General features: G+C 64.7%; 16 protein-coding genes and 3 pseudogenes. 1 reads left to right on the forward strand and 18 read right to left on the reverse strand.

Translation table 11 applies throughout. The features are described from left to right. Nucleotides 1–135: 135 nt before the first annotated feature. From NF20_RS06310 to NF20_RS06325, 4 genes and pseudogenes are all read right to left on the reverse strand, one after another. Nucleotides 136–1,380: pseudogene (locus tag NF20_RS06310) on the reverse strand (MFS transporter); the annotation flags it as partial. Then, the gene (locus tag NF20_RS06315; RefSeq protein ID WP_014711815.1) at nucleotides 1,377–2,522 is read right to left on the reverse strand and encodes a PLP-dependent cysteine synthase family protein; all 1,146 of its coding nucleotides are present in this window, start codon (nucleotides 2,520–2,522) and stop codon (nucleotides 1,377–1,379) included. The gene NF20_RS06315 and the pseudogene NF20_RS06310, both read right to left, overlap by 4 nt. Before the next feature lie 111 nt (nucleotides 2,523–2,633). Next, a complete protein-coding gene (locus tag NF20_RS06320; RefSeq protein ID WP_020822727.1) occupies nucleotides 2,634–3,032 on the reverse strand; it encodes a hypothetical protein in 399 nt (132 codons plus the stop codon). Nucleotides 3,033–3,397: 365 nt separating this feature from the next. Then, nucleotides 3,398–4,054 (reverse strand): class I SAM-dependent methyltransferase, encoded by a 657-nt coding sequence (locus NF20_RS06325; protein WP_014711813.1) that lies wholly within the window; start codon nucleotides 4,052–4,054, stop codon nucleotides 3,398–3,400. 150 nt (nucleotides 4,055–4,204) lie between these two features. On the opposite strand from NF20_RS06325, the gene NF20_RS06330 reads away from it, so the two are divergent. Next, the gene (locus NF20_RS06330; RefSeq protein ID WP_033712894.1) at nucleotides 4,205–5,725 is read left to right on the forward strand and encodes a multicopper oxidase family protein; all 1,521 of its coding nucleotides are present in this window, start codon (nucleotides 4,205–4,207) and stop codon (nucleotides 5,723–5,725) included. A gap of 67 nt (nucleotides 5,726–5,792) precedes the next feature. On the opposite strand, the pseudogene NF20_RS26025 reads toward NF20_RS06330, so the two are convergent. The 14 genes and pseudogenes from NF20_RS26025 to NF20_RS06380 all read right to left on the reverse strand — a co-directional run bounded on the left by NF20_RS26025 (nucleotide 5,793) and on the right by NF20_RS06380 (nucleotide 20,699). Continuing rightward, nucleotides 5,793–6,182: pseudogene (locus tag NF20_RS26025) on the reverse strand (four-helix bundle copper-binding protein). A gap of 763 nt (nucleotides 6,183–6,945) precedes the next feature. Then, complete coding sequence (locus NF20_RS26030) at nucleotides 6,946–7,293, reverse strand: DUF732 domain-containing protein (RefSeq protein WP_081490110.1); 348 nt, start codon at nucleotides 7,291–7,293, stop codon at nucleotides 6,946–6,948. 260 nt (nucleotides 7,294–7,553) lie between these two features. Further along, nucleotides 7,554–9,233: an Nramp family divalent metal transporter gene (locus tag NF20_RS06335; RefSeq protein ID WP_020822723.1), complete on the reverse strand. Its 1,680-nt coding sequence runs from the start codon at nucleotides 9,231–9,233 to the stop codon at nucleotides 7,554–7,556. Beyond that, nucleotides 9,230–10,522: a magnesium transporter MgtE N-terminal domain-containing protein gene (locus NF20_RS06340; RefSeq protein ID WP_014711810.1), complete on the reverse strand. Its 1,293-nt coding sequence runs from the start codon at nucleotides 10,520–10,522 to the stop codon at nucleotides 9,230–9,232. The genes NF20_RS06335 and NF20_RS06340 overlap by 4 nt, the downstream gene beginning before the upstream one ends. A 264-nt stretch (nucleotides 10,523–10,786) precedes the next feature. After that, nucleotides 10,787–13,108: a heavy metal translocating P-type ATPase gene (locus NF20_RS06345; RefSeq protein ID WP_014711809.1), complete on the reverse strand. Its 2,322-nt coding sequence runs from the start codon at nucleotides 13,106–13,108 to the stop codon at nucleotides 10,787–10,789. An 86-nt stretch (nucleotides 13,109–13,194) separates the two neighbouring features. Beyond that, a complete protein-coding gene (locus NF20_RS06350) occupies nucleotides 13,195–13,476 on the reverse strand; it encodes a DUF1490 family protein (RefSeq protein WP_014711808.1) in 282 nt (93 codons plus the stop codon). A gap of 50 nt (nucleotides 13,477–13,526) precedes the next feature. Then, nucleotides 13,527–13,886 (reverse strand): Cd(II)/Pb(II)-sensing metalloregulatory transcriptional regulator CmtR, encoded by a 360-nt coding sequence (gene cmtR, locus NF20_RS26040; RefSeq protein WP_020822721.1) that lies wholly within the window; start codon nucleotides 13,884–13,886, stop codon nucleotides 13,527–13,529. Between the two features lie 263 nt (nucleotides 13,887–14,149). Next, nucleotides 14,150–14,752 carry a methyltransferase family protein gene (locus NF20_RS06355; protein ID WP_033712914.1) on the reverse strand — a complete coding sequence of 201 codons (603 nt, stop codon included), beginning with the start codon at nucleotides 14,750–14,752 and terminating at the stop codon, nucleotides 14,150–14,152. Between the two features lie 5 nt (nucleotides 14,753–14,757). Then, nucleotides 14,758–17,039, reverse strand: a pseudogene (gene ctpC / locus NF20_RS06360) (manganese-exporting P-type ATPase CtpC). An 8-nt stretch (nucleotides 17,040–17,047) separates the two neighbouring features. Beyond that, nucleotides 17,048–17,329, reverse strand: a complete 282-nt coding sequence (locus NF20_RS06365) for a DUF1490 family protein (RefSeq protein WP_008257367.1) — start codon at nucleotides 17,327–17,329, stop codon at nucleotides 17,048–17,050. Nucleotides 17,330–17,762: 433 nt separating this feature from the next. Continuing rightward, nucleotides 17,763–18,098 carry a zf-TFIIB domain-containing protein gene (locus NF20_RS26045; protein ID WP_014711804.1) on the reverse strand — a complete coding sequence of 112 codons (336 nt, stop codon included), beginning with the start codon at nucleotides 18,096–18,098 and terminating at the stop codon, nucleotides 17,763–17,765. A 122-nt stretch (nucleotides 18,099–18,220) separates the two neighbouring features. Beyond that, nucleotides 18,221–18,961, reverse strand: a complete 741-nt coding sequence (locus NF20_RS06370) for a DUF1275 family protein (protein ID WP_014711803.1) — start codon at nucleotides 18,959–18,961, stop codon at nucleotides 18,221–18,223. Nucleotides 18,962–19,011: 50 nt separating this feature from the next. After that, complete coding sequence (locus NF20_RS06375) at nucleotides 19,012–19,974, reverse strand: cation diffusion facilitator family transporter (protein WP_014711802.1); 963 nt, start codon at nucleotides 19,972–19,974, stop codon at nucleotides 19,012–19,014. A 104-nt stretch (nucleotides 19,975–20,078) separates the two neighbouring features. Beyond that, nucleotides 20,079–20,699: a cation transporter gene (locus NF20_RS06380; protein WP_020822717.1), complete on the reverse strand. Its 621-nt coding sequence runs from the start codon at nucleotides 20,697–20,699 to the stop codon at nucleotides 20,079–20,081. Nucleotides 20,700–22,194 lie beyond the last annotated feature (1,495 nt).

The following is a 22,194-nucleotide window of genomic DNA, read 5'->3' on the forward strand; positions in this document are numbered from 1 at the left end:
AGTCGTCGTCATCGCGGGCCGGCGCCCGAAAGGATGACCAGGAGACGGGGACACAGATGCCTTGCCGTGCGGCGGTGTAAATCGCCGGCGTCGGCCCCGGCCGGTTATCGTCGGTACCGCCGCTTGGACGCCGCCAAGCTCGGAATGAGCCGGTTGCAGGTCGCGTGCGGGTTCGAGACGGTAGAGGGCAACTGCGGCGATGATGCCGATGAGAACCAGCCCGCCCCACACCAGTGCGCCGGCGCTCAGCCGTTGGGCCGCACCGAATATCGATCCGGTAGCCAAGTTGCCGACGAGGATTCCGGCTCCGACGATGGTGTTGTAGAACCCGTAATGGGTGGCCACGAGCCGGCCTCCGGCCAGCGAGACGACGGTGTCCATCTCGAACGGGAAGACCGCGGCCGAACCGACGGCCAGCAGCGCCGCCGACACCAGCAGGGCCCCCACCGCCGCCGGTGTCCCGAACCGATGGCCGTCGGGGACGACAGTCAGCGGCACAAACGAGGCCGCCAGGATGGCCACACCGATCGCCAGGCTACGTCCGGGTCCCCAGCGTTTGGTGAACCAACGGGTGATGCGCAGCTGTCCGATCACTGCAACCAGGCCCGAGACAACGAAAAGTACTGCAACCAAAGCCGTTTCAGAGCGCGGCGCCAGCATCGACGCCTGCAGCGGCAGCGCCAGGTACACCTGGAAGGTCAATACGTAGGAGCCGATCATCGCCGCCGCGAAGAGCAGGAACGGCCGATTGCCGGCGACAACCCGCCAGTCCTGCAGGAATGACTTCTGCTGCGGCGCCGAATCGACACCGCGTTGCGGCAACGTCAACAGCTGCGCCACGGTCAGCACTGCGAACACGGCCGCCGCTGCCGCCGCCGTGACCTGAAAATCAACGGCCACCAGGACCAGTCCGACCAGCGGACCCAACAGGATTCCGGCCTGATAGAAGAGGTTGAACATGGCGAAGGCCTCCACCCGGCGATCTCCGGCGTCAGCGGCCAGATAGGCGCGTACCGCCGGGTTGAACAACGCGCCGGCGAACCCGGTGGCCGCCGCGGCGATCAGCACAGCCGGCAACGAGTGAGCCACCACCAGCAGCGCGAATCCGCCGGTGCGCAGCACGCATCCGGCCACGATCAACGGCTTGTAGCCCAGCCGGTCGGCCAGGGTGCCGCCCACGATGAACATGCCCTGCTGGGAGAAGTTGCGCACGCCTAGCACCAGCCCGACGGCCCAGGCCGCCAGCCCGAGCGGGCCGGCCAGGTACCCGGCCAGATACGGCATCAGCATGTAGAAACCCATGTTGATGCCGAACTGGTTGAGCATCAGGACCTGGCTGGGCCGGTCGAAGCCTCGAAACCGGGTGAGGAAATCCCTCATGCGGCTGCGATCAGTGCGGGACTGACGACGGTGCTGGTGCGAGTCCAGGAGGTCACCACCTGCTGGGTGGGGTCGGTGATGACGGTGGGCTCGGCGACGGGTTGCCAGTCCAACAGCTGGTGCTGGTGGCAGTAGTCGTCGTTGTAGATGGTGTCGAAGTAGCGTTGCGGCCCGTCAGGAAACACCGCGGCGATGCGGGTGTCCTGCGGGAAGGTGCGCGCGGCCCAGCCCGCGACCAGCGCCACGGCCCCCACGCTCCAGCCGCCGCTGGCGAAGTTGCTGGCCGCCAAAGTGCGGCACGCCCACACCGACTCCTGCGGGGCCACCCAGTGCACCTCGTCAAAGGCGGCGTAGTCGATGTTGCGCGGATAGATGCTCGAGCCCAGCCCGCGCATCAACCGGCTGGCTACCGGCTGACCGAAAATGGTCGAGCCGATGGTGTCGACCCCGATCAGTTTCATGTCGGGGTTGAACTGGCGCAGCACCCGCGCCACGCCGGCGGAGTGTCCGCCGGTGCCCACCGAGCAGACCAGCACATCGACCCCGCCAAGCTGATCGAGCAGCTCCAACGCCAACGACCGGTAGCCGGTGATGTTGTCGGGGTTGCTGTACTGGTCGGGGCACCAGGCCCCCGGCTCGGCGGCCAGCAGCTGGGCGACCCGGTCTTTACGGGCCTGTTGCCAGCCCCCCACCGGGTGCGGCTCGGTGACCAGCTCGACCTGGGCGCCGTAGGCGGCCAGCATGTGACGCACGATCGGCTCCATGCCGGTGTCGGTGACCACGGTGACCGGATGCCCGTAGGCTTGGCCGGCCAACGCCAGCCCCAACCCCAGGCTACCGCTGGTGGATTCCACGATGCGCGCCCCGGGAGCTAATTCGCCGCGGGCCCGGGCGGCTTCGACCATGTGCAGGGCCGGGCGGTCTTTCATGCTGCCGCCGGGATTGAACCCTTCCAGCTTGGCCCAAAACCCGCGTCCGGGCGGGGCGAACGGCGCCTCAATGCGCAGCACCGGGGTATGGCCCACCATCGCACCGGGACGCCGATAGGCGTCGGTGCCGGGCTGGGCGCACTCACGTGGCTGAACAACTTTGAGCGCCGGGATCGGGTGAACATAGTTATCGAAAGACAAAACATCGGTCATGAGAATCGTCGCTTTCTTGCGAACGCCGCGAATCAGTGCGGCACTTGACAGGGGTCAGCGATCACCAGCCGCCGAGCACACACGTGCTGCAAACGACCTGGCGCTGACCAGTCAGCGACGAGACAAGCAGAACCGGGTCAAGACGTCTTGACCGGTAACAGAAAGAGCCGGGGCGCGCGGGGGGCCGCGCCCGGCGGGCACCCCAAACCGGGCCAGCCCACCGGTCAGCGCCACGGCGGCCACCGCACTCAACGCGATTAACGCAGCCACCACCGCGCCTGAGCGCGGCAGCACCGCCGTGGTGAACTGCTCGTGATGGTCGCCCGAGGAACCCTTGCCCACATGCGGATGATCGACATCAACGGTGAACTCACCACCCAGCGAAGCCACCAACGCATGCGCCGGCTGCGACATCGAAGACTGCGACACCGAAGACTGCGAATGCCCCATCACGCTGTGGGCACCGATGAGAACCCACGCCGCCAACCACGCCGCAGCCCCCACGGCCACTACATACCGGAGCCGAGGCAACCTGCTAGCACCACCGAATATCACGACACGCCAGCCCTGCCAGTATGGGAGAAAACCGGGAATAAGCCGGGGTGTTTCCGATGCGCGGATTCGCAACTCATCGCGTGCGTCGCCGATGAGCAGTTCACTGCGCGTCCGGTGGACATAGAAGCAGAATATACCCCATACCCGTATATGTAAACCGGGGCCTTTGGCGGTTGAGCAGTCCTAGGTTGCGCCTGACCAGATGCTGACGACGCTTCACGGGCTGTACGACGGCCGGCATAGTTATGCCTGAGATCTACCGTCACCTTCGGCCCGGCATGTCGATTACAACCAGTGCTCCGCCGCGCCCACCACCGGATTCATCGACCCAGCGGCCGTTGCGCCGTGATGTAGTGCAGCAACAACCGGTCACCGGTGCCGACGATGGAGAACCCCGCATCGGTAATCAGCTCATCGAGCTGGTGTAGCCGGTTCTGCTCCCTGGCATGGGCGTTGAAAACAGCAGCAATCCGGTGCAAGGCGCCACCGCCCGAGGGGCGAAGATCGGCGATGCATAGCCGTCCGCCCGGTCGCAGAACTCGGTACATTTGCCGCACTGCGTCGGCGCGTCGGTCGACTGGAAAGTGGTGAAACGCCAAGCTAGATACCACCACATCGAACGATTGGTCGGAGAAGGGCAGCTCTTCGGCGGAGGCAACCTGAAAGGCCGCGTTCGCCGGCGCACGCCGCGCGGCGTAGTCGACCATCGATTGTGAGGGATCGATCCCGACAACCCTGCCACCAGGGTGCACCGCCCGTGCGATTCGCCGAGTGAAGTATCCGGTCCCGCAGCCGACGTCGAGCACCCTATCGCCGGGCTCGGCGCCGGATAGCCCGACCAGCCGGTCCCACATGCGCGCACGTAGCCCCAGAGACCACGCATTGGTGGCCCATTCATAGGTACGGGGATAGTTGAGCACCCACCCGGTGCCGTCACCGTGGCGATGATCAGCGAACAGCCTCTGCGCCAGTCCCATCTAAAAATCCTTCCCGGATATGCTTTCAGTGCGGCCAACCCAACGGTACAGCAATACCCCCATGCGGTATATTCAAGCTCGACGGAGCGGGACGCGGCTCTCCGGGATCGAACGAAACACCGAACGGCGCAACGAAAGACAGGTGCAGGCATGCGCGAATCGACTTCTGACAGGGCGCGACTTAGCAGGCGGAGTTTTGTGGCTGCCACCGTCGCCGGCGGGTTCGCCCTGGCCGCATGCGGCCGATCCGGCGAGCAAACACGTACCGGAAACACGGCGATGGCGGCCGCCATCGCTGCTGCCGAGGCGGCGCGGCCCCACACCGGGCGTACCGTAACGGCGGCACTGACGCCTCAACCGACGACAATCGACCTCGGTGGCATCACTGTGCGCACGATGGCCTACGGTAACGCCATCCCGGGGCCCCTGATCCGCGCCAATGTCGGTGACGAACTCGCGGTCACGGTCACCAACCGGCTCGATTCGGCCACCTCGGTGCATTGGCACGGCATCGCGCTGCGCAACGACATGGACGGCGTCGCACCCGCCACCCCGAACATCGACGCCGGCCGCGACTTCACCTACCGATTTTCGGTACCTCACCCGGGCACCTATTGGGCGCATCCGCACGTCGGCCTGGACGCCGACTACGGCCTGTATCTGCCCGTGATCATCGATGACCCCCGAGAGTCGGGCCGCTATGACGCCGAATGGATCGTCGTACTCGACGACTGGACCGACGGCGTCGGCAAGACCCCCAGGCAGCTCTACGACGATTTGACCAATCAGCGCAGGCCCAGCATGGGCAGCATGCCGGGCATGGGAAACATGCCTCCCATGGAGATGGACGGTGTCGGGACCAGCAGTCTGCTTGGCGGCGACCCAGGCGATATTGCCTACCCGCACTACCTCATCAACGGCCGCATTCCCGCCGCTCCCACCACATTCAGCGCCAAGCCCGGAGAGCGCATCCGGATCCGGATCATCAATTCCGGCTCCGACACCGCGTTCCGCGTAGCGCTAGCCGGGCACTCGATGACCGTCACCCACACCGACGGCTATCCTGTAGTGCCCACCGAGGTCGACGCCGTGCTGGTCGGCATGGCCGAACGCTACGACGTCGTCGTCACCGCCGCCGACGGCGTTTTCCCGCTGGTCGCTCTTGCCGAAGGCAAAAATGCGCTGGCGCGGGCCCTGCTCTCCACCGGCGCCGGCAGCGCCCCTGATCCGGGTTTCCAGCCGCCCGAACTCAACAAGCGAGTCGGCACCGTCGAAATGTTCTCCGCCGCACCGGAAGTCGACTTGGGAGCCAAATCCGATGCGAATCTCCCTGTGGTCCTCAGCGGCGACATGACGAAGTACGATTGGCTGATCAACGGCGAGCCCTACAGCAAGACCAAGCCGCTACAGGTACGCCAGGGCCAACGCGCCACGCTGGCATTCGACAACACCACCATGATGTACCACCCGATGCACCTGCACGGACACACTTTCCAGGTGATCAAGCCCGACGGCACGCCCGGCCCGCGCAAAGACACTGTCAACGTACTGCCCAAACAGAAATTGAGCGCCGTCCTCGTCGCTGACAACCCGGGCGTCTGGATGTTCCACTGCCACAACACCTATCACCAAGAGGCCGGCATGATGACTCGCCTCGAGTACACCAGCTGAGCCATCACGGCGTGCGCGCAGGAGCGCGGCGGTGGCGGCGCCATGCTGGTAGGTGCCGAGCGAGCACTTAGCCGAGCGAGCCGATGAGCTCGCGGCATGCCCGTTCGCAGCGGCGGCAAACTTCCCCGCACAGCCGGCAGTGCTCGTGATGGGTGGCGTGCCCCTAACACTCGTCTGCGCAGCTTTTGCAGGTGATGGCGCATGTTTCGAGCACCGTTCTGGTCAGGTTGGCATCGTAGCCGGTGTGTCGGGAGAGGACACGGCCGGTGACGTCGCAGATATCCGAGCAGTCGAGGCACGTGCGGATGCATTTCCTCAGCTCGTCGACCGCAGCTTCGCTGAGGCAAGCGTCCGCACAGGCTGTACAGGCTTGCGCGCAGTCGATACAGGCTTCGATACAGGCTGTCACGTTGGCCGTATCCCCTCCGCCGAGGTCTTGGGGATAGCTCTCCAGCATGCTGCTGGTAGTAGTCACGTGTTCTCCGGGTGTTCAACGGCAACGGTTTTGATCATTTTCGGGGGGGGGGGGGGGGGAATGCCTCCGCGCAGTCGTACTCGGTCCGACATACGCTAAACGGATCGCGCGTCTGTTCCCAGTTTTTGAGGCGAACAGTCACCTTCTGGCCGGACAAGTTCGATAACGGCTCTGGTCAGAATCGGGTCGAGCAATGCGGTAGCCGCAGACAAGGTGCTCACCCGCTGCGGAGGGCCCAAACAAGTCACCTTTGATTGTGGAATACATTGCGAGACATCACAGTTGCGTCCAAGAACACTCGAAGGTCGCCGCGCAATCGATGGTATTGGGTTTACGGGTTTCGACCGCACGGCCGCACTTCCCTAACGCTGTCACCACCCACGTCCTACCAGATACTCATTATGACCATCAGTTTCAACATGGCTAGGGTGATGCCGAGGTCGCTAGCCTTGCTAGACGAAGATTGTCTGAGATGTCATTCTCGACGGCCTGGATTGAGTGGCGTGCGCCCCGGCAGGCTTCTAATTGGTGAGTAACCCAAACCACCGTTCAACCTGCTCGAGCACGACGAGTATGTTGGGGTGAAGCAGATTCGAACTCGAGGATGGGCGACGAGCCGTTTCGTTATCCGTCGAATTTCACGAACGATGTGTCGTTGCGTCGGTGGGGTGCGAGTGCAAGGGCTACGCCGCCCGCTGAGTGCCCCGTGGCCGCTAGTGGTGCGCCATTTGTCCGTCTTCTTGGCCTATGCTCCCGGCACAGTGGTATCCGGGCGGTATTGCGGGCAGTAGGCATTGACTGCGGTGCCGAAGAAATAGCCGGCCACGTGTGCCGAGAGGTCGGTGTCTTTTACCAGCGACAAAATCAGGTTGGCCGGCGTCTGGCCTGCATCGAGTCCGGTGCACACTTTATGACCGGCCGCGATTGCGACATCGCGGTTGGTAAAGACGATCCCGTGTTTCTTGAGCGCGGCGAGGAAGTCATCGTCAGTTTGATCCGCTGATACAGGTGGAGCGAACTGCAGCGCAGCAGCAAAGAGCAGGATTACGCTCGTTGTCAACCATTTCCACCGAGGCACATTGGTTTGGGCCATTAATCTCTCCCGCGGGTGTTAAAAGGTCTTGAGACGCGGGAGCGTCGGGGGCCACCGACATGGCTTTGTTTGGTGCGCGCGCGGCGTCGTCGACGTTGGATGATGATGAATGCCACTGCCAGGGCGACCGCAATGGTGGCGAGGATGGCAGTTCCTGTGATCTGCTGGATGTCGTTGTAGTGCGGTAGGTAGTTGGCTTCCGCGGCGAATCGCCCGTTGCGTGGCGTGCTCATTTAGTGACCTTTCGGGTTGGCCCAAATTCATCGGCCGCTGAGCTGGACAGCCTTGACGATGAGCAGGACGGCGCCGACGACGAGGTAGCCGCGCAGCGCAATCATGCCTAGACGGGTCCCTGGCGACCAGGTCACGGGCTCTAACAAGGTCAGTGGTGGCATTCGCCAGCTATTGCGGTCAATAGGCCGCGCCGGGCTCGATGCCGCCGGTGGTGAGGGCTGGCGGCGACCCATCCAACGAAGTGCCGGTACCGTGGCTGCGGCGAGGATGACCAACGTCAGTGCCAGGTAGCCGGCGACAACGATCACGTTGAGGTCGGGGAACAAGGTAGTCGCGATCAGGATTCCCGACAGCAGCAGCAGGACGCCGACGATCAGCCCGGCAACCCAGTTGAGCCAGGGCCGGTTCACCCAGGGGCCCAATACTTCCCGGTCGTTGCACAGCAGCAGGAGGAACACGCTGGCGCTGGGCAACAGCAAGCCAGCGAGGGCCTGCACGGCGGTGGTGATCAATCCAAGGGGGGCGCCAGGGATCAGCACGATCGCTGCCGCAAACGCCACCATTGCGCTGTAGGAAAGGTAGAAAGGTTTGGCATCGGCAAACCCCCGGTGCAGCGAGTGTTTCAGGCCGAATACGTCGCCAAAGGCGTAGCTGGTGGCCAGGGTCACTGCGGCGGCGCCGAGGATCGAGGCGTCCATCAGCACGATCGCGAACAACCAGCCGAGCGTCGAATTGTGTTGGCCCAGTAGATGCGAGATGGCGCCGGCGTCGGTGAAACCACCTGTGGTGTTAGTGGAGCGCGCCGCCCAATCGCCGATCATGACCAGCGCGGTGGCGCCGATCACCACGATGAACGCCCCCAACACGGTGTCGGCGCGCTCATAGCCCATAAATCGAGGTGTAATGCGCTTGTCGACGACGTTGGACTGCTGAAAAAACAGCTGCCAAGGCGCCACGGTGGTGCCGACGATGGCAATGATCAAAAGCACCGCATCCGAGGTCACGCCGCCGGAGATGTTCGGCACCACAAATGATTTGGCGGCCTGGGCCCACTGTGGGTGCGCTATCAGCAGGATTGGGATCTGCGCCAAAGTGATGGCAATGAAGACAAACATGGCCCGCTCCCAACGGCGAAAGCTGCCGCTGGCCATGATCGCGATGAGCGCGACCGCTGAAACCGGAACGACAATATATTTGGAGATACCGATGTAGGTGGCGGCCAAAGTGATGCCGATGAACTCGGTGACGATCGTGAGGAAGTTGAGCAGGAACAGGTCGCCGACGGAGAACCAGCCCCAGCCGCGACCAAAGCGTTCGTTGATCAAGCGGGCGTGTCCGACGCCGGTAACCGCGCCCAGCCGGACCACCATCTCTTGGTTGACAATGAGCACCGGGATGAGCAGGAGTAGCACCCACAGCAGGGAGTAGCCATAATTTTGGCCAGCTTGGGTGTAGGTGGCCACCCCGCCGGCATCGTTATCGCCGACCATCACAATGATTCCGGGACCCACAATGGCAAGCAGCGTCAGCAGCCGCGTCTTGAACGTGCGGGGATGGTCGGTCTCCTCGACGTTAATGCGCCCGAAGGCGCCCTCGATATCACCGAGGTGAGCCGAGTCAAGCACAGCGGTGCGCTTCGGTGGTGGCGACTCGGATCGGTGAGTCGCTGCTGCGTGGCCGGTCGCGTTCTCTTCGCCGGAGGTCACCGCGCCTCACTGTTAGGTGCAGGCGCATCGCGATCGTCATCTGGTGGGGTGATTTCGCGGACCGGGCGGGGGGCGGGTTCGCGGCGACGCCAATCCTCGGGGATCGTAGCTTCTAGCACGTCATCGACGGTGACAACCCCGAGCACGCGATCCTGGCCGTCGACGACGGGGATGGAGTAGAGGTTGAAGTCGGCCATCAATAGGGCGACGTCGGTCAGATCGGCTTCGGCGCCGACCCGGATTGGGTCGCAATCCATCAGTGCTTCAACGGTGTGACCGGGTTCGGCTTGCAGCAGGTCGATCACCGACACGACACCAGCCAGGCGGTTGTCTTCATCAAGGACATGCATCTTGACCAATGCCTCGGGCTGTATCGTCGTGGCGCCCGCGATCACTGCCAGCGCCGTGCCCGCGGTGGTGCTTGCGGCGCAGGAGACGAAGTCGACATTCATCAGGCCGCCGGCACTGTCGGGGTTAAAGCCCATCAGGGTGATCACCTTCGTGCGCTGCGGGCCCGGCATCAGCTCCAGCACGCGCCTGCGCCGCGATTGACGCAGGTCTGCGATCGCGTCGGCGGCGTCGTCGGCGCGCATCCGGCCCAATAGTGCGGCGACCTCGTCATCGGCCATGTCATTGAGCAATCGGCTGGCCTTGTCAGGGTCAAGTTCTTCGAACACGTCGGCTTCCAATTCCGGGTCGCTGCGGACCCGGTCGAGGATCTCGCCGCCCTCGGCTTTGTCAGCGTCTTCGAGAAGATCAGCGATGTCCGCGGGTTTGAACCCGCTGAGCCGGCCTGACTGACGTCGCGATGCACCGGAGCGGGCGTGGCCGATCAGGGGTTCGAATGCCTTCCAATCTCGGGCCGCATGCCCACCCCGGCTTTTGATTAGTCCGAAGAACCGCGCCGGGCGGCGAGTATCCAGACGGACAAGCACCCACCCGCCCCCGGTATCTTCGAGCTCCACGTCATAGGCGCGTACCAACTCCACGGCAGCCACATCGATCAACCGGTGTCCTAGCACATCAGTGCGCAGCAACACCTCGCCGTCGCGGCGTTCGAAACCGCGCAGATCGATTTTGTGTGTCGCCAAGACCACGCGGTCTGGGGCGTACTGGGAAATGGAGGGGCTGCCGATGAACACCCGCCGCCTCCCCACCACAGCGACGATCCCACTCACCAGCGGATGCTCGTCGGCGCCGCGCAGCCGCACAATCACGTCCTGCACCCGGCCCACAGCCTCGCCCGACCGGGCCAGGACCGGCGCGTGCAGCAACTCTGAGAGATGCATAACCGGGTGCGCCCCGGCCTGCTTAGCTGGCGTTTCGGGTCCACTCACTTCTGCTCACCTTTCTTACCGGGCGCTCGTCGGGCTCAGGATGCCGTAGCCCACTCGAACGGGTAACCCTCGCGAGTCACGCGCTTCGGCGATTCGCTGCGGGGGAGACGCGACAGCATGGGCAATCAATTGGCGACCAGGGCCGACATCGCGTCCTGATACCGCCGCCCCGGCGGTACTTGACGATCCTGGACGGGCCGTAGATTCGTTGCATCGTTACGTTGAATCGTGACTCGATGGCTTTGGCCCAGCAAGTGGTTTGATGCGTCCGGCGCGCACGCCATTGGCGATGACGACGACCTCGGTGAGCTCATGCACGAATACCACCGCAGCCAAACCCATGGTCCCGAACAGCGACAGCGGCATCAGCACGGTGATGATCGCCAGTGATAGCCCGACGTTTTGCAACATGATCTGCCGGGAACGACGGGCATGGTTCAGCGCTTGGGGCAGATGGCGCAGGTCCTGGCCCATCAGCGCGACGTCGGCGGTTTCGATGGCGACGTCGGTTCCCATGGCGCCCATAGCGATTCCCAGGTCGGCGGCGGCCAGGGCCGGAGCATCGTTGACGCCGTCGCCAACCATCGCGGTCCGCCGCTGGGCACGTAGCTCTGCGACCAGGTGTGCCTTGTCCTCGGGACGCAGCTCGGCGTACACGTGCTCGATTCCGGCTTCGGCGGCCAAAGCTGAAGCGGTGGCGCGGTTGTCGCCGGTGAGCATTGCCACCTGGTAGTTGCCGGCTCGCAGTTCGGCGACGACCTCGGCGGCTTCCGGACGTAGTTCGTCGCGTACGGCGATGGCCCCGAGTAGCCGCCCGTCGCGTTCGACGAGAACCGTTGTGGCTCCGGCTTGTTGCATGCGCATGACGTCCTCGGCGAGGCCGGCTGGGTCCAGCCAGCCAGGGCGTCCCAGTCGAACATCATGGCCGTCGAGCCGCCCGGTCAATCCGGCACCGGGGATGGCGTGCACGTCGCTAGCCGCGGCGACCGACGTTCGGGTCGTGGCAAGAATGGCCGCGGCCAGTGGGTGCTCGCTGCGGGCTTCCAGCGCGGCTGCCGTAGCCAGCACCTCCTCGCGAGTGGCGCCCCCAGTGGTGACGACTTCGATGACCGCAGGCCGATTGGCCGTCAGGGTGCCGGTCTTGTCCAGGGCAATTGCGCCGAGGGTGCCCATGCCTTCCAGGGCGGCGCCACCTTTGATGAGTACACCGAACTTGGCGGCCGCCCCGATGGAGGCCACCACCGACACGGGCACCGCGATGGCCAACGCGCATGGAGAGGCAGCAACCAGTACCACCAGAGCACGTTCGATCCAGACGGCAGGGCTACCGAAAATGCTGCCCACCCCGGCGATCGCGGCCCCGGCGATCATGATGCCCGGCACCAGCGGTCGCGCGACGCGGTCGGCCAGTCGCTGACTGGCGCCCTTGCGCGCCTGCTCGGCTTCCACGATGTGCACGATGCGCGCCAGCGAGTTGTCTTCTGCCGTTGCGGTGACCTGCACCAGCAGCGCGCCGGAACCGTTGATCGACCCGGCGAACACGTCGTCGCCGGGTCCGGCTTCGACCGGTACCGACTCACCGGTGATCGCGGAGACGTCCAACGAAGTGCGACCGTCACGAATGATGCCGTCAGTGGCCAGACGTTCAGCTGGTTTGACGATCATTTGATCACCGACCTGAAGGTCGGCTGCGGCCACCACGGTTTCGCTGCCCGCGCGCAGCACTGTGGCCTGATCCGGCACCAGCGACAGCAACGCGCGCAAGCCGCGGCGCGTACGCGACACCGCGAATTCCTCCAAGCCCTCACTGATGGAGAACAAGAACGCCAGCATGGCAGCCTCGCCGACCTGACCGAGACCCACGGCGCCGGCCGCAGCGATGGTCATCAACGTGCCGACACCGATGCGGCCCTGCGTAAGTCGCTTGATGGCCGACGGCACGAACGTCGAGGCCCCCACCGCCAAGGCGACGACTTTGAATGCCAGAGCGACCGGCCCCAGTGGAGTGACCCATGCGGTGATCACCGACCCCGTCAGCAACACCCCGGACAACGCAGCGCGCCGCAGCTTGACGACCTGCCAGAGCCGCTCCGGCGCGTCCTCGCTGTCATCATGGTCGCAACAGCCATCGCTAACCGTCTGCGGAGGACGACCTTTCTCAAAATCGCACGAGCCCGACCGCACCCGCGTGCTCCAGTCGATGACTCGTTGCACCACACCGGGCTTGCGGCCGTCCGCCGAGTGCGGGGTACGCGGTGGTACCGACGCTACCGGGATGTGCTCAGCATCGGCGATCGCCGACAGGACGGCGGCGGTGTCGCAGCGCTCAGGCGCGTACCAGATCACCACTGAGGCGGTGCGCGGATAGGCCCGCACGGCTTCGACGCCGGTGACCATACCAACGGCGTCCTCAATCGCGACCGCGCGGCCGGTGTCGAATCGAAACCCGCTGGCGTGCACCCGCATTCGTCGCGCCGTCGCAGACACAACGCTCAGCTTGAGGCCAGCATCGGGATGCGCAGCGGTGGTCGGCATCATCAGCCCTCCTAGCGGTATAGCAGAGCGCCCTTCTCATCGCGGATGTAAAGCTCTCCTATCCGCCGAGGAGTGCCCAGCGTGCGATGTCAGCTACAGCAGTCGTCGGCTACGGGGTCGACCGGAAGGGAGGCGTTGTCACCGATCCGATCGCGAGCTTCGGCGACCACGTCGGCAACTTTCAGCCGTGCGGCTTCGGCCGCCACCTCGGCGCGCCGGGTTCCCCGCAGGCCCCATTCTGTGGCGGTCACCGCTGCGCGGTGGACGGGAGTTTTTCCCACCGCCTTGCGCAACACTTCGTAGGCACTCACCCCGACGAGCCCGGTAAATACCGTCCCGGTCGCCCTGATCAGTAGTCCATGTGCAACCACGGCTAACCCTCCTCATCTTCTGCTTGCTCGTCGCGATTCGGCGAGCCCGCTCATCGACTAGCCGGCATGGTGCGGACTCCCTCGAACGTGGCTTGCTCACCACCGCAAGGCTGATCGGTGTCCACCGCGAGAACGACCTGAACCAACTCGCTCAGGGCACGCGCGAGGTGACTATCGGCCAGGGCATAACGAACCTGGCGGCCCTCATACGTTGCGATAACCAGGCCGCAGCCCCGTAAGCACGACAGATGGTTGGACACATTGGATCGGGTCAATCCCAGGTGCGAAGCCAACAGGCCGGGATAGCAAACTCCATCCAGCAGCGCGACAAGAATTCGGCACCGCGTCGGATCGGCCAGCGCCCGGCCCAGTCGCGACAACGCCGATTCCCGCACCTCACACGTCAGCATGGCCGCAACTGTACAGTTGTCGCTGATATAACAGCAACGGCTGAACTATGGTTCCGAATCGCGGTGCACCTGTGATGTGTGGCGTCGGTATGCAGTCGACGGGTTTGGGAATTCCGCGGCGGGGCATGCGCAGCCGGGGTTGTGGCGGTCAAAGAACCCTATTTCTCAGTCGTAGGTTGCGGGAAACCTTGTCCCAGTATCGATTCCACCGGGCAGTGTGGGCATCGGTCCACGTCATGGGGCCTCCGTCTTCAGGGCGGTGTCTAGTTGCGCCCGATGCCGGGCGCAAACCGCCCAACCGCGGCGCGGTAATCGGTGTAGGCGCGGCCGTGGATACGGGCCAGATACGGCTCTTCGACGACACGGACCTGAACCTCGATGGCCGCCAGCAGGACCACGAACGCGGCCAGGGCCAGCGGGTTGGGCGTCATCAAAGCGATGCCGGCGGCGAAGACGAGCATGGCAGCGAAGATGGGATTGCGGACCCAGCCGAACACACCCGTGCGTACCAAGGTGGTGGTTTCGTCGGGGTCGACCCCGATCCGCCAGGATTCACCCATGCCGTGTTGGGCGCAGAGGGTGGCGGCGAGTCCTGCGATCGCCGCCACCACCCCGGACGCTTGGACAGCGGGTGCGTGCAGGACCGGCATCGGAGTGAGGATTTCACCGAGTTGCAGCAGCGGGGCAGCCACACCGGCGAGGATGGCGCCCACGAATCCGACGCCGGCCCACCATTCCAGCGAGCCGGGACGTCCACTGACGCCGCGAAATCCGGTCGAGCCGGTGCGCCGCTGCTGGGTCCAGCTGCGCCAGCCGAACCCGAGTGCGGCGAAGACGAGGTAGAGCGTCAGCGCGGACACAGGCATCATGGTCAGTCCTGTCCTGTGCGAACCGGCGACAGCTTGCGCGATTGCTTGCTGTACGGTGGCGACGCCGCGGGTTGCTCGCTAGCGGTGCCGACGGGCTCCCCCGTCGAGTGTTCGTTCGCGGTCGGGGATTGACCGTTCATCAGGCGGTAGCGGATCAGTCGAGAGCTGTTGGTGACCACCGCGACCGAGGATGCGTTGTGCAGGATCGCGGCCAGCACCGGAGACAGGGCCCCTCCGGCGCCCATGAGCAGACCGACGGAGTTGACGGCGATGGACATGCCGTAGTTCTGCCGGATCACCGCGACGGCTCGCGCACCCAGATCGGGTACATCGAGCAGGCGCTGCAGGTTGTCGTTGGCCAGTGCGATATCGGCGGTTTCCACTGCGACGTCGGTGCCGGCCAGACCCATGGCGATCCCGATATCGGCGGTCGCCAGTGCCGGCGCGTCATTGACGCCATCACCGATCATCGCGACGACGTAACCCTCGTCCTGCAGTTGGCGCACCGCCTGAAGCTTGTCTTCGGGCAGCACCTCGGCGCGCCACTCGTCGATACCGAGTTCGCCGGCCACCACCTCGGCGGTATCCGGATGATCACCAGTCAGCATCACGATGCGCCCAATGCCCTTGCTGCGCAACTTGTTCAGCACATCGGCGGCCTCGGGGCGGATTTCGTCGCGCAGGCTGATCAGCCCGACCAGCGTGCCGTCCACCGCCAGCAACAGCGGGGTCTCAGCCTGGCGCCGCAATTTGTCAACCCACTCGGTTGCCTTCTTGGACACGCGGACCTTTTCGGCACGCAGCAGCGACGGGCTGCCCAACAGCAAAACGCGGCCATCAGCCCAGGTGCGCATGCCCAGGCCGACCAATACTTCGCACTGTTCGTGCGGCGGGATCGTGATGTGGCGTTCGTTGGTCGAGCGGATCACCGCTTCGGCCAGCGGATGACGCGAATGGATCTCAGAGCTGGCCGCATAGGCCAAGACCTCTTCGGGCTGCCAGTCCTTCTGGAAGGCAACGACATTCGTCACGACGGGGCGCCCAACGGTGAGCGTCCCGGTCTTGTCGAACACGATGGCGTTCACCCGCCCGGCTTGTTCGAGGTGCGATCCGCCCTTGATCAGAATGCCGCGGCGCGCCCCGTTGCCGATCGCTGCGCTGATCGCAGTCGGGGTCGACAATCCCACCGCGCATGGACACGCGATCAACAGCATGGTCATCGCGCGCCGGATGTCGCCGGTCAGCAGCAGGGTTGCCGCGGACACGATGAACGAGATCGGGACAAATCGGCGCGAGAAGTTCTCACCGACCGTTTGAATCGGCGCCCGATCGTGCTGGGCCTCCTCGACGCGGGAAATGATGCGCCCGATCGTGGTTTCGCTGCCCACCGCGGCCGCGCGCACCACGAGGCGTCCGCGTACCACCACCGATCCGGCGTGCACGCGGGAGCCGACGACCATGCTGACCGGCAACGTTTCGCCGGTGATCGCCGACTGGTCGACTACCGCTTCGCCGTCGAGCACCTCGCCGTCCACCGGGATCGCCACGTGATCGTGAATGACGACCTCGTCACCGATTTGCAAGGTATCGATGGGCACCTGGACTTCGCTGCCATCATTAACCCTGATCCAGGCGGTGTCCGCGGTGCCGCGCAACAGGTCGGCGATGGCCCGCCGGGTGCGGCGCAGCGTCAGGTCCTGCAGGTACTCGCCGATATTGAGCAGCCACAACACGGTCAGCGCGACCACGTTCTCCCGCAACACCATGCTGGCCACCGTGGCCACCGTCACCAGGGTGTCGGTGCCCGCTCGGCCAGAACGAAGCGAACGTAGCGCCCCGCGGAAGAACGGATAGCCCATGAACACCGTCGCGCCGGTGGCCACCAGCTGACCCTTGGGCCCCAGCAGCGGCGGGCGGCGGAAACCGTAGCGGCGCACACCCAACAACACCAGCGCCGCCCGCCGACCGCAAGGCGCAGCACCTCGGTGTTGCGAACATCAGCCGAGCGCGGCGTACGCGCGGGAATCAGCTCGGCAGCGACGTCTTTGGCCGCCGCAATGGCCGCCATGATCGCCGAGCGATCACAACGCTTGGGTGAATACCACACCACGACCGATCCGGTGTGGGGATAGGCGTGCACCGCGCGCACCCCGGTCTGCTTGTCCACCTTGTCTTCGACGGCCACCGCACGACGGGAATCCGAACGAACCCACGGAACATGCAATCTCATCCGCCCCGCCGCATCGGAGAGAATTTCTACGGCGGTGTCCTCGACAACAGTCATAACAGCGATCAGTGGTCGTGGTCGTGGACCGCGGCCGCAGCCGGCGGGGAAGCCTCTTCACCGATGCGTTCACGCGCCTCGGCGACCACGTCAGCCGCCTTCAGCCGAGCCGACTCCGCTACCACTTCTGCACGACGCGTCCCTCGCAAACTCAACTCCGCGGCCGCGACCGTCGCCCGACGCACCGGCGCCCCACCAGCCGCCTTACGCAACAGCTCATAGGCACTCACGCCCACCAATCCGGTGAACACCGTAGCGGCCGCCTTCGCCGCTAGCGCATGCGGAAACATCAACTTCCTCCTCGTGTTCGGCCCTGTCGGGCGCATTTCACCTACTACTCATTCGACCGTAACATAGATACATCGCAATATCACTATGAATTTCGGTTGGGCCAACCGGCCGGGGGCGCCGGCAAGCAAAGCGCAGCCGCCAGCCCGCGCGTAGCACCTGCATCGGCTGCGACTGCCAGGCGTCGTGCCGACGGGGTGGTCAGCGTGGGGGGGCCTCGGTACTAACCGGTCCATCAAGGGGGAGGGCCTCACGACGGCACCATGCGCCGTGAAGTTGGTCAGATGCGAGCCCGGCTGTCCGATCGCCGCTGGCCGCCGCCGACGGCGACTCAACATTTGGGCTGGATAAACTTGACAGTGCGCGACTGTGGGATGTGGAGGCCACTGGGTCGGGCATGCACGGAAGTTGAAGGCAATGCCGCCGGCGCAATCGTCAGTGGTGTCCGCCCCGATATCCTCCGTGGTGACCACCGTAATAGCCCTCTCCGAACAATCCACCCAAAAATCCTCTAGGGCGGGGATTTTCGACGTACACGGGCTGCGCTGGGTACTGCGCAGGCGCATACCCTCCCGGCGGTGGCGCGGGTTGGGGTGGCTGTTGGGCGGCGTAGAACTTGGCCTCGGCCTCGGAGAGTTGCTCTAGTTCGCCCCGGTCCAGGAAGACGCCGCCGCAACCCGTGCACTGATCGATCGTCACCCCGAAGCGCTGCACCGGCAGCATCTGCGACACACACCGCGGACACAGCAGCGTTGACTCTTTGGCCTCCATTGATCCGCGCTCGTCTGCCATTTGGACCTCCCTAATCAGGCAACGGCGATGCCTTACCCGCCCAGACTAACAAACTATAAACGCATGCGCATATACGAATGCGCATGACTTGGGCTCCGCGGTTACCCCGCCGTCGCCTGATCAGCAAGGGAGCGATGCGAGCGCTCGGGGGCCGATATCGCGCGGGCCAATCGGGTGCTGCGCCGCCGGCTATACAGCAGGCTGGCCACCGCGACAGCCAGGCAGGCGGCAGCTGGAAGAAGCAGTGCGTTGTGGCCGAACCGGCCGCCAATGAGGGCGCCCGTCGCGCCGCCGCCGACGAATAGCACCACGGTCGTCGTCAGCACCGCGGCCTTCCACTTGTCCATCCCGTGGCGGCGGCTGCGGCCCAGTATCAATCCGAGGTCGGTGATGGTGCCGGTGAAGTGCGTGGTGCGGATCGACATTCCGGGAGCGTTCGAGGTCATCGCGTTTTGCAGCCCGCACGCGGCCGCCGCCAGCAGCGCCTTGAAACCGGGAATCTCGATACCGGCTGCGGCCACCAGCAGCGCGGCCTCGGCGAGCAGGACCGCGGCGTGGCGCGCACTGGTGTGGGTTTGCACCGGCGCCAGTACAGCGCCGGCCCCGGCGGCTCCGGCCAAAAATCCGCCTACGATCAGCGCGATCATGCAGCTCTCGTACAGCAGCGGATTGGCTGAGTCCATGCCCAGCTTGGTGCTCAGTGCGGTCAGGTTGCCCACCGGAAACGCCAAGACCAGCAGTGCCACCGAATTGATGAAGCCAGCAACCCCGGCTAGCACCCCGCTGTAGCCCAGCACCAATACCCGCAGTGAGCGTGTTTCGCGGGTTGGCTTGTGCGGCATGGTTTCTCCTTCCGTAGACCGGAGGCTGGTTATGGTCCGTGGTGGGTCTGTCAGGCGCCGGTGAAACGATGCGTCGGGCCGTGTGGACCCTCGCAGTGCGCATGCTCGCCGGCTGCACCCTGCCTGCCGATTTCGGAGGCTTCGTGGTCGAGCTGCAACGTGGTGTGGGAGATGCCATGCTCGTGGGCCAGCAGCTGCGCCAAGTCGTTTCGGGTGGCGTGGCAGTCGCGGCCCGGCGCGACGATCACGTGCGCCGACAGGGCCGGTTCACCTGAGGTGATTTCCCACACGTGCAAATCATGAACTTCCACGACGGAATCGTGAGCGGCCATGGCCTGCCCGATCGAGTCCGGATCGATACCTTGGGGCGCGGCCTCGAGAAAAACGAGGCTAGCGGCCCGCACCAATCCGATGCCGGCTCGCAGCATCAGCGCTACCACGACCAGCGTGGCGATCGCGTCCGCACGCCCGAACCCGGTGACCACGATCACCACCCCGGCCACGGCGGTGGCGATGAAGGCGAACAAGTCGTTGAGTATGTGCTGAAAAGCGCCCTCAACGTTCAGGCTGGCCCGGTTTGCCCGGCTGATCATCCACGTCGCCGCCAGGTTCACCACCACACCGACCAGCGCGGTGACTAGCACCAGTGCACCCGTCACCTGCGGCGGGTGGATCAGCCTTTTGATCGCCTCATAGGCCAGCCATGCCGCCAACACCAGCAAGGTCACGCCGTTGGCCTGCGCGGACAAAATCTCCACGCGCCGCCACCCGTAGGTCATCCGCCCCGACGCCGGACGCGCAGACAGCCGAATCGCCCACAACGCCAACGCAATCGAGGCCGCATCGGTGAGCATATGGGCCGCATCAGAGAGCAACGCCAATGACCCCGCGATGATCCCCACTACCACCTCGCCCAGCATGAACCCGGCGATCACTGCCAGCGCACCGCCCAGCCATCGCCGGTCAGAATCCGCCGACGTATGCCCGTGGGTGTGGCTATGGTTCTCGTTCATCGACGCCCCCCGACCGCCCGATCCATGTCGACAAACTATGCGTATATCGCGATATATGCAATGGCGGTGTCGAGTATTCCGGTGCCGTTCATCTGCCCCAGGCCCTAGCATCCGCAATCCTCGCCGCGCCACGATCGCCGCCCCTGCCAGACGGCGACGGCGGCGATGCCCAACCCGATGGCGGGGTCTAACCACCATCCGTTGCGCCATGCGAGGGTGACCGCCAAGCCGAGGAGGACTGCGGCCGCCTGTGCGGCGCACAGATAGTTTTGGATGCCCTTGCCGATTGTGGCGCCCGAGCCCAGCCGTGCGCCGAGTTTCTGTTGCGCGCGGCCCAGGATCGGCATCTGCACCAAGGCGGCAGCCGTCAAGACAACACCGACCAGCGACGTGTGTGACACGTGCTCTTTGAGTAGATGGTGCAGGGATTCAGCGGCAATGTAGGGGGCGCTGAGCCAAAACGACACCGCTACGCCACGTTGCGCACGGAGCTCGGCCGTCTCTGACAAGGTTCGCGTGCCGCTGAACCGCCAAATCACGACCAGGCTGGCCATCGCCTCGGGTGCGCTTCCTAATGCCCATGCGGTCAGTGCGACAGATCCTGTAGCCACGCCCTGCCACAGGCCGAGCGCCCCTTCGGCGACCACAAAGATCAGGCTGACCCAAGCCAGCCATCGCGCCCATCGTGCGGCAGCGTGCCATCGGGAATCGCGTTGAAATGTCATCGCTGTTCTCGAAGGGGTCGTGCTGCAACAGCTAAGGTCGTCGCTTCCCGGGGTGGCGGCTGATCCAAACTGCGTCATGAGACTCGCTCCACGAGTGAGCCGAGCGCGCCGTTAGACCCGCGGTGACAACGCTGCGAAATACACGCTGTTGGTCCGATTGGCTCGGTGCCTTTAGCGACGACTGGCGCGGCGCTCATTAGTACGCCGCGGGCGGCGACTGAGTCAACTATTTCCATGACTGGCTCTGCGGGTTCAGCGGTCCGCTGACGGGCGGTGTCACGAACCGCGGCCGGAGACCGGGCGCGATGGTGTGGTGGCGCATCAAAATTCTCCCGAACGACAAAGGCATTTGACGAAACGACTCCAGGTGGCGTCGCTTCACTGTTCTTAGACGCGGCCGACTGGCCCTGGGCCGCATGGTGAGTGAGGACGCCAGATAACGCGACGCAGCTTGGCTGCCGGGTCAACTCATCGAAAATATCGACAGGTCTTCGACCCATCCCGCGGGAAAGAATGCTCGTCAATCGAGCAGGGGGATTACCGGTAGACCGTGCAACGCCGTCTGATCTGGCGCCGACCTATCAGCGCCGTGCGAGACAAAATCGTGTTAGCAGGTCTTGACCGGCGACGGGTGTAGCGGGTCCTCGAGGTGGACCCCGTCTGGCCTGTCGCGCCCACACAAAGCAATAACCGACAACGGCCACCGCCGCGACCCCGGCGTACACCAGAAACGCGTCATCCCAGCGCGGGACATCCGCCACCGCCGTCGCTACGAGGCAGGAGTGCGACAGCCCGCTGTCGCACTGCGCGTGATCGCCATTTACCGCCGGTGCACCATTCGATGAGCTATCCGACTGCTGAGCCGCATCAACCGTGGCGGCCGCGTGCCACGCGTGCTCGGCGGCACCACCCAGCAACCAGAGTGCCGCGATGATGGCGATGGCCGATCGCAGCAGGGGAAGCTTGAGAAGGTCGCTATGCACAGTGCTTCCAAATGTAGCAGCGCTAGGCGTGTGCCTCCGACATTGCAACCTGGGGGGCTGCTGTGTCTTTCAGATCGAAACTGCGGCGTGTGAGGCGCTCGTTTCTTGTTGAATCCTGAATGGCGGTGTTGGTTCTCCTTCGGCACAATGGAGGTTCGCTGAGGCAGCCAAGCTCCGTTTTGTGTCTCCGAGATGCACAATGCCCGAATCGCTTGCTTGGCGCTCAACGCGTGGCTGAATCACCCAAGATGCTAGAAAAATCTGGAATCTCGACGCCTACCTGGTCCAGGTAGGCCCACTGACCACACCGGCGCTTCCCGGGCCGCCAGGCGCCTCCGAAACGCGGACCGCCAACCTCAATAGCTGACGTGAACGCGCATTCGTAGCGCGAACGCCATTTCGACTGGTTTGTGCCTACATAAGGAAGGAATAGGCAAGGCAGTGGGCGGGCGGCGGGATTGACCAAGCTGGCCGCGATGAGTTCGGAGGCGCCCGAACATGCGGGTGGTGCC

The organism is Mycobacterium sp. MAC_080597_8934, from assembly GCF_000523975.1.
Taxonomy (GTDB): domain Bacteria; phylum Actinomycetota; class Actinomycetes; order Mycobacteriales; family Mycobacteriaceae; genus Mycobacterium; species Mycobacterium avium.

What these genes read in the sequence shown, in the direction of transcription:
- NF20_RS26045 (WP_014711804.1), bottom strand. Translation starts at nt 18,098, where the DNA reads ATGGAGGCCAAAGAGTCAACGCTGCTGTGTCCGCGGTGTGTGTCGCAG.
- NF20_RS26030 (WP_081490110.1), bottom strand. Translation starts at nt 7,293, where the DNA reads ATGGCCCAAACCAATGTGCCTCGGTGGAAATGGTTGACAACGAGCGTA.
- NF20_RS06325 (WP_014711813.1), bottom strand. Translation starts at nt 4,054, where the DNA reads ATGGGACTGGCGCAGAGGCTGTTCGCTGATCATCGCCACGGTGACGGC.
- NF20_RS06355 (WP_033712914.1), bottom strand. Translation starts at nt 14,752, where the DNA reads ATGCCTGTGTCCGCGCTGACGCTCTACCTCGTCTTCGCCGCACTCGGG.
- NF20_RS06380 (WP_020822717.1), bottom strand. Translation starts at nt 20,699, where the DNA reads ATGACATTTCAACGCGATTCCCGATGGCACGCTGCCGCACGATGGGCG.
- NF20_RS06345 (WP_014711809.1), bottom strand. Translation starts at nt 13,108, where the DNA reads ATGATGCCGACCACCGCTGCGCATCCCGATGCTGGCCTCAAGCTGAGC.
- NF20_RS06330 (WP_033712894.1), top strand. Translation starts at nt 4,205, where the DNA reads ATGCGCGAATCGACTTCTGACAGGGCGCGACTTAGCAGGCGGAGTTTT.
- NF20_RS06365 (WP_008257367.1), bottom strand. Translation starts at nt 17,329, where the DNA reads ATGTTTCCGCATGCGCTAGCGGCGAAGGCGGCCGCTACGGTGTTCACC.
- NF20_RS06375 (WP_014711802.1), bottom strand. Translation starts at nt 19,974, where the DNA reads ATGAACGAGAACCATAGCCACACCCACGGGCATACGTCGGCGGATTCT.
- NF20_RS06340 (WP_014711810.1), bottom strand. Translation starts at nt 10,522, where the DNA reads ATGCATCTCTCAGAGTTGCTGCACGCGCCGGTCCTGGCCCGGTCGGGC.
- NF20_RS06315 (WP_014711815.1), bottom strand. Translation starts at nt 2,522, where the DNA reads ATGACCGATGTTTTGTCTTTCGATAACTATGTTCACCCGATCCCGGCG.
- NF20_RS06370 (WP_014711803.1), bottom strand. Translation starts at nt 18,961, where the DNA reads ATGCCGCACAAGCCAACCCGCGAAACACGCTCACTGCGGGTATTGGTG.
- cmtR (WP_020822721.1), bottom strand. Translation starts at nt 13,886, where the DNA reads ATGCTGACGTGTGAGGTGCGGGAATCGGCGTTGTCGCGACTGGGCCGG.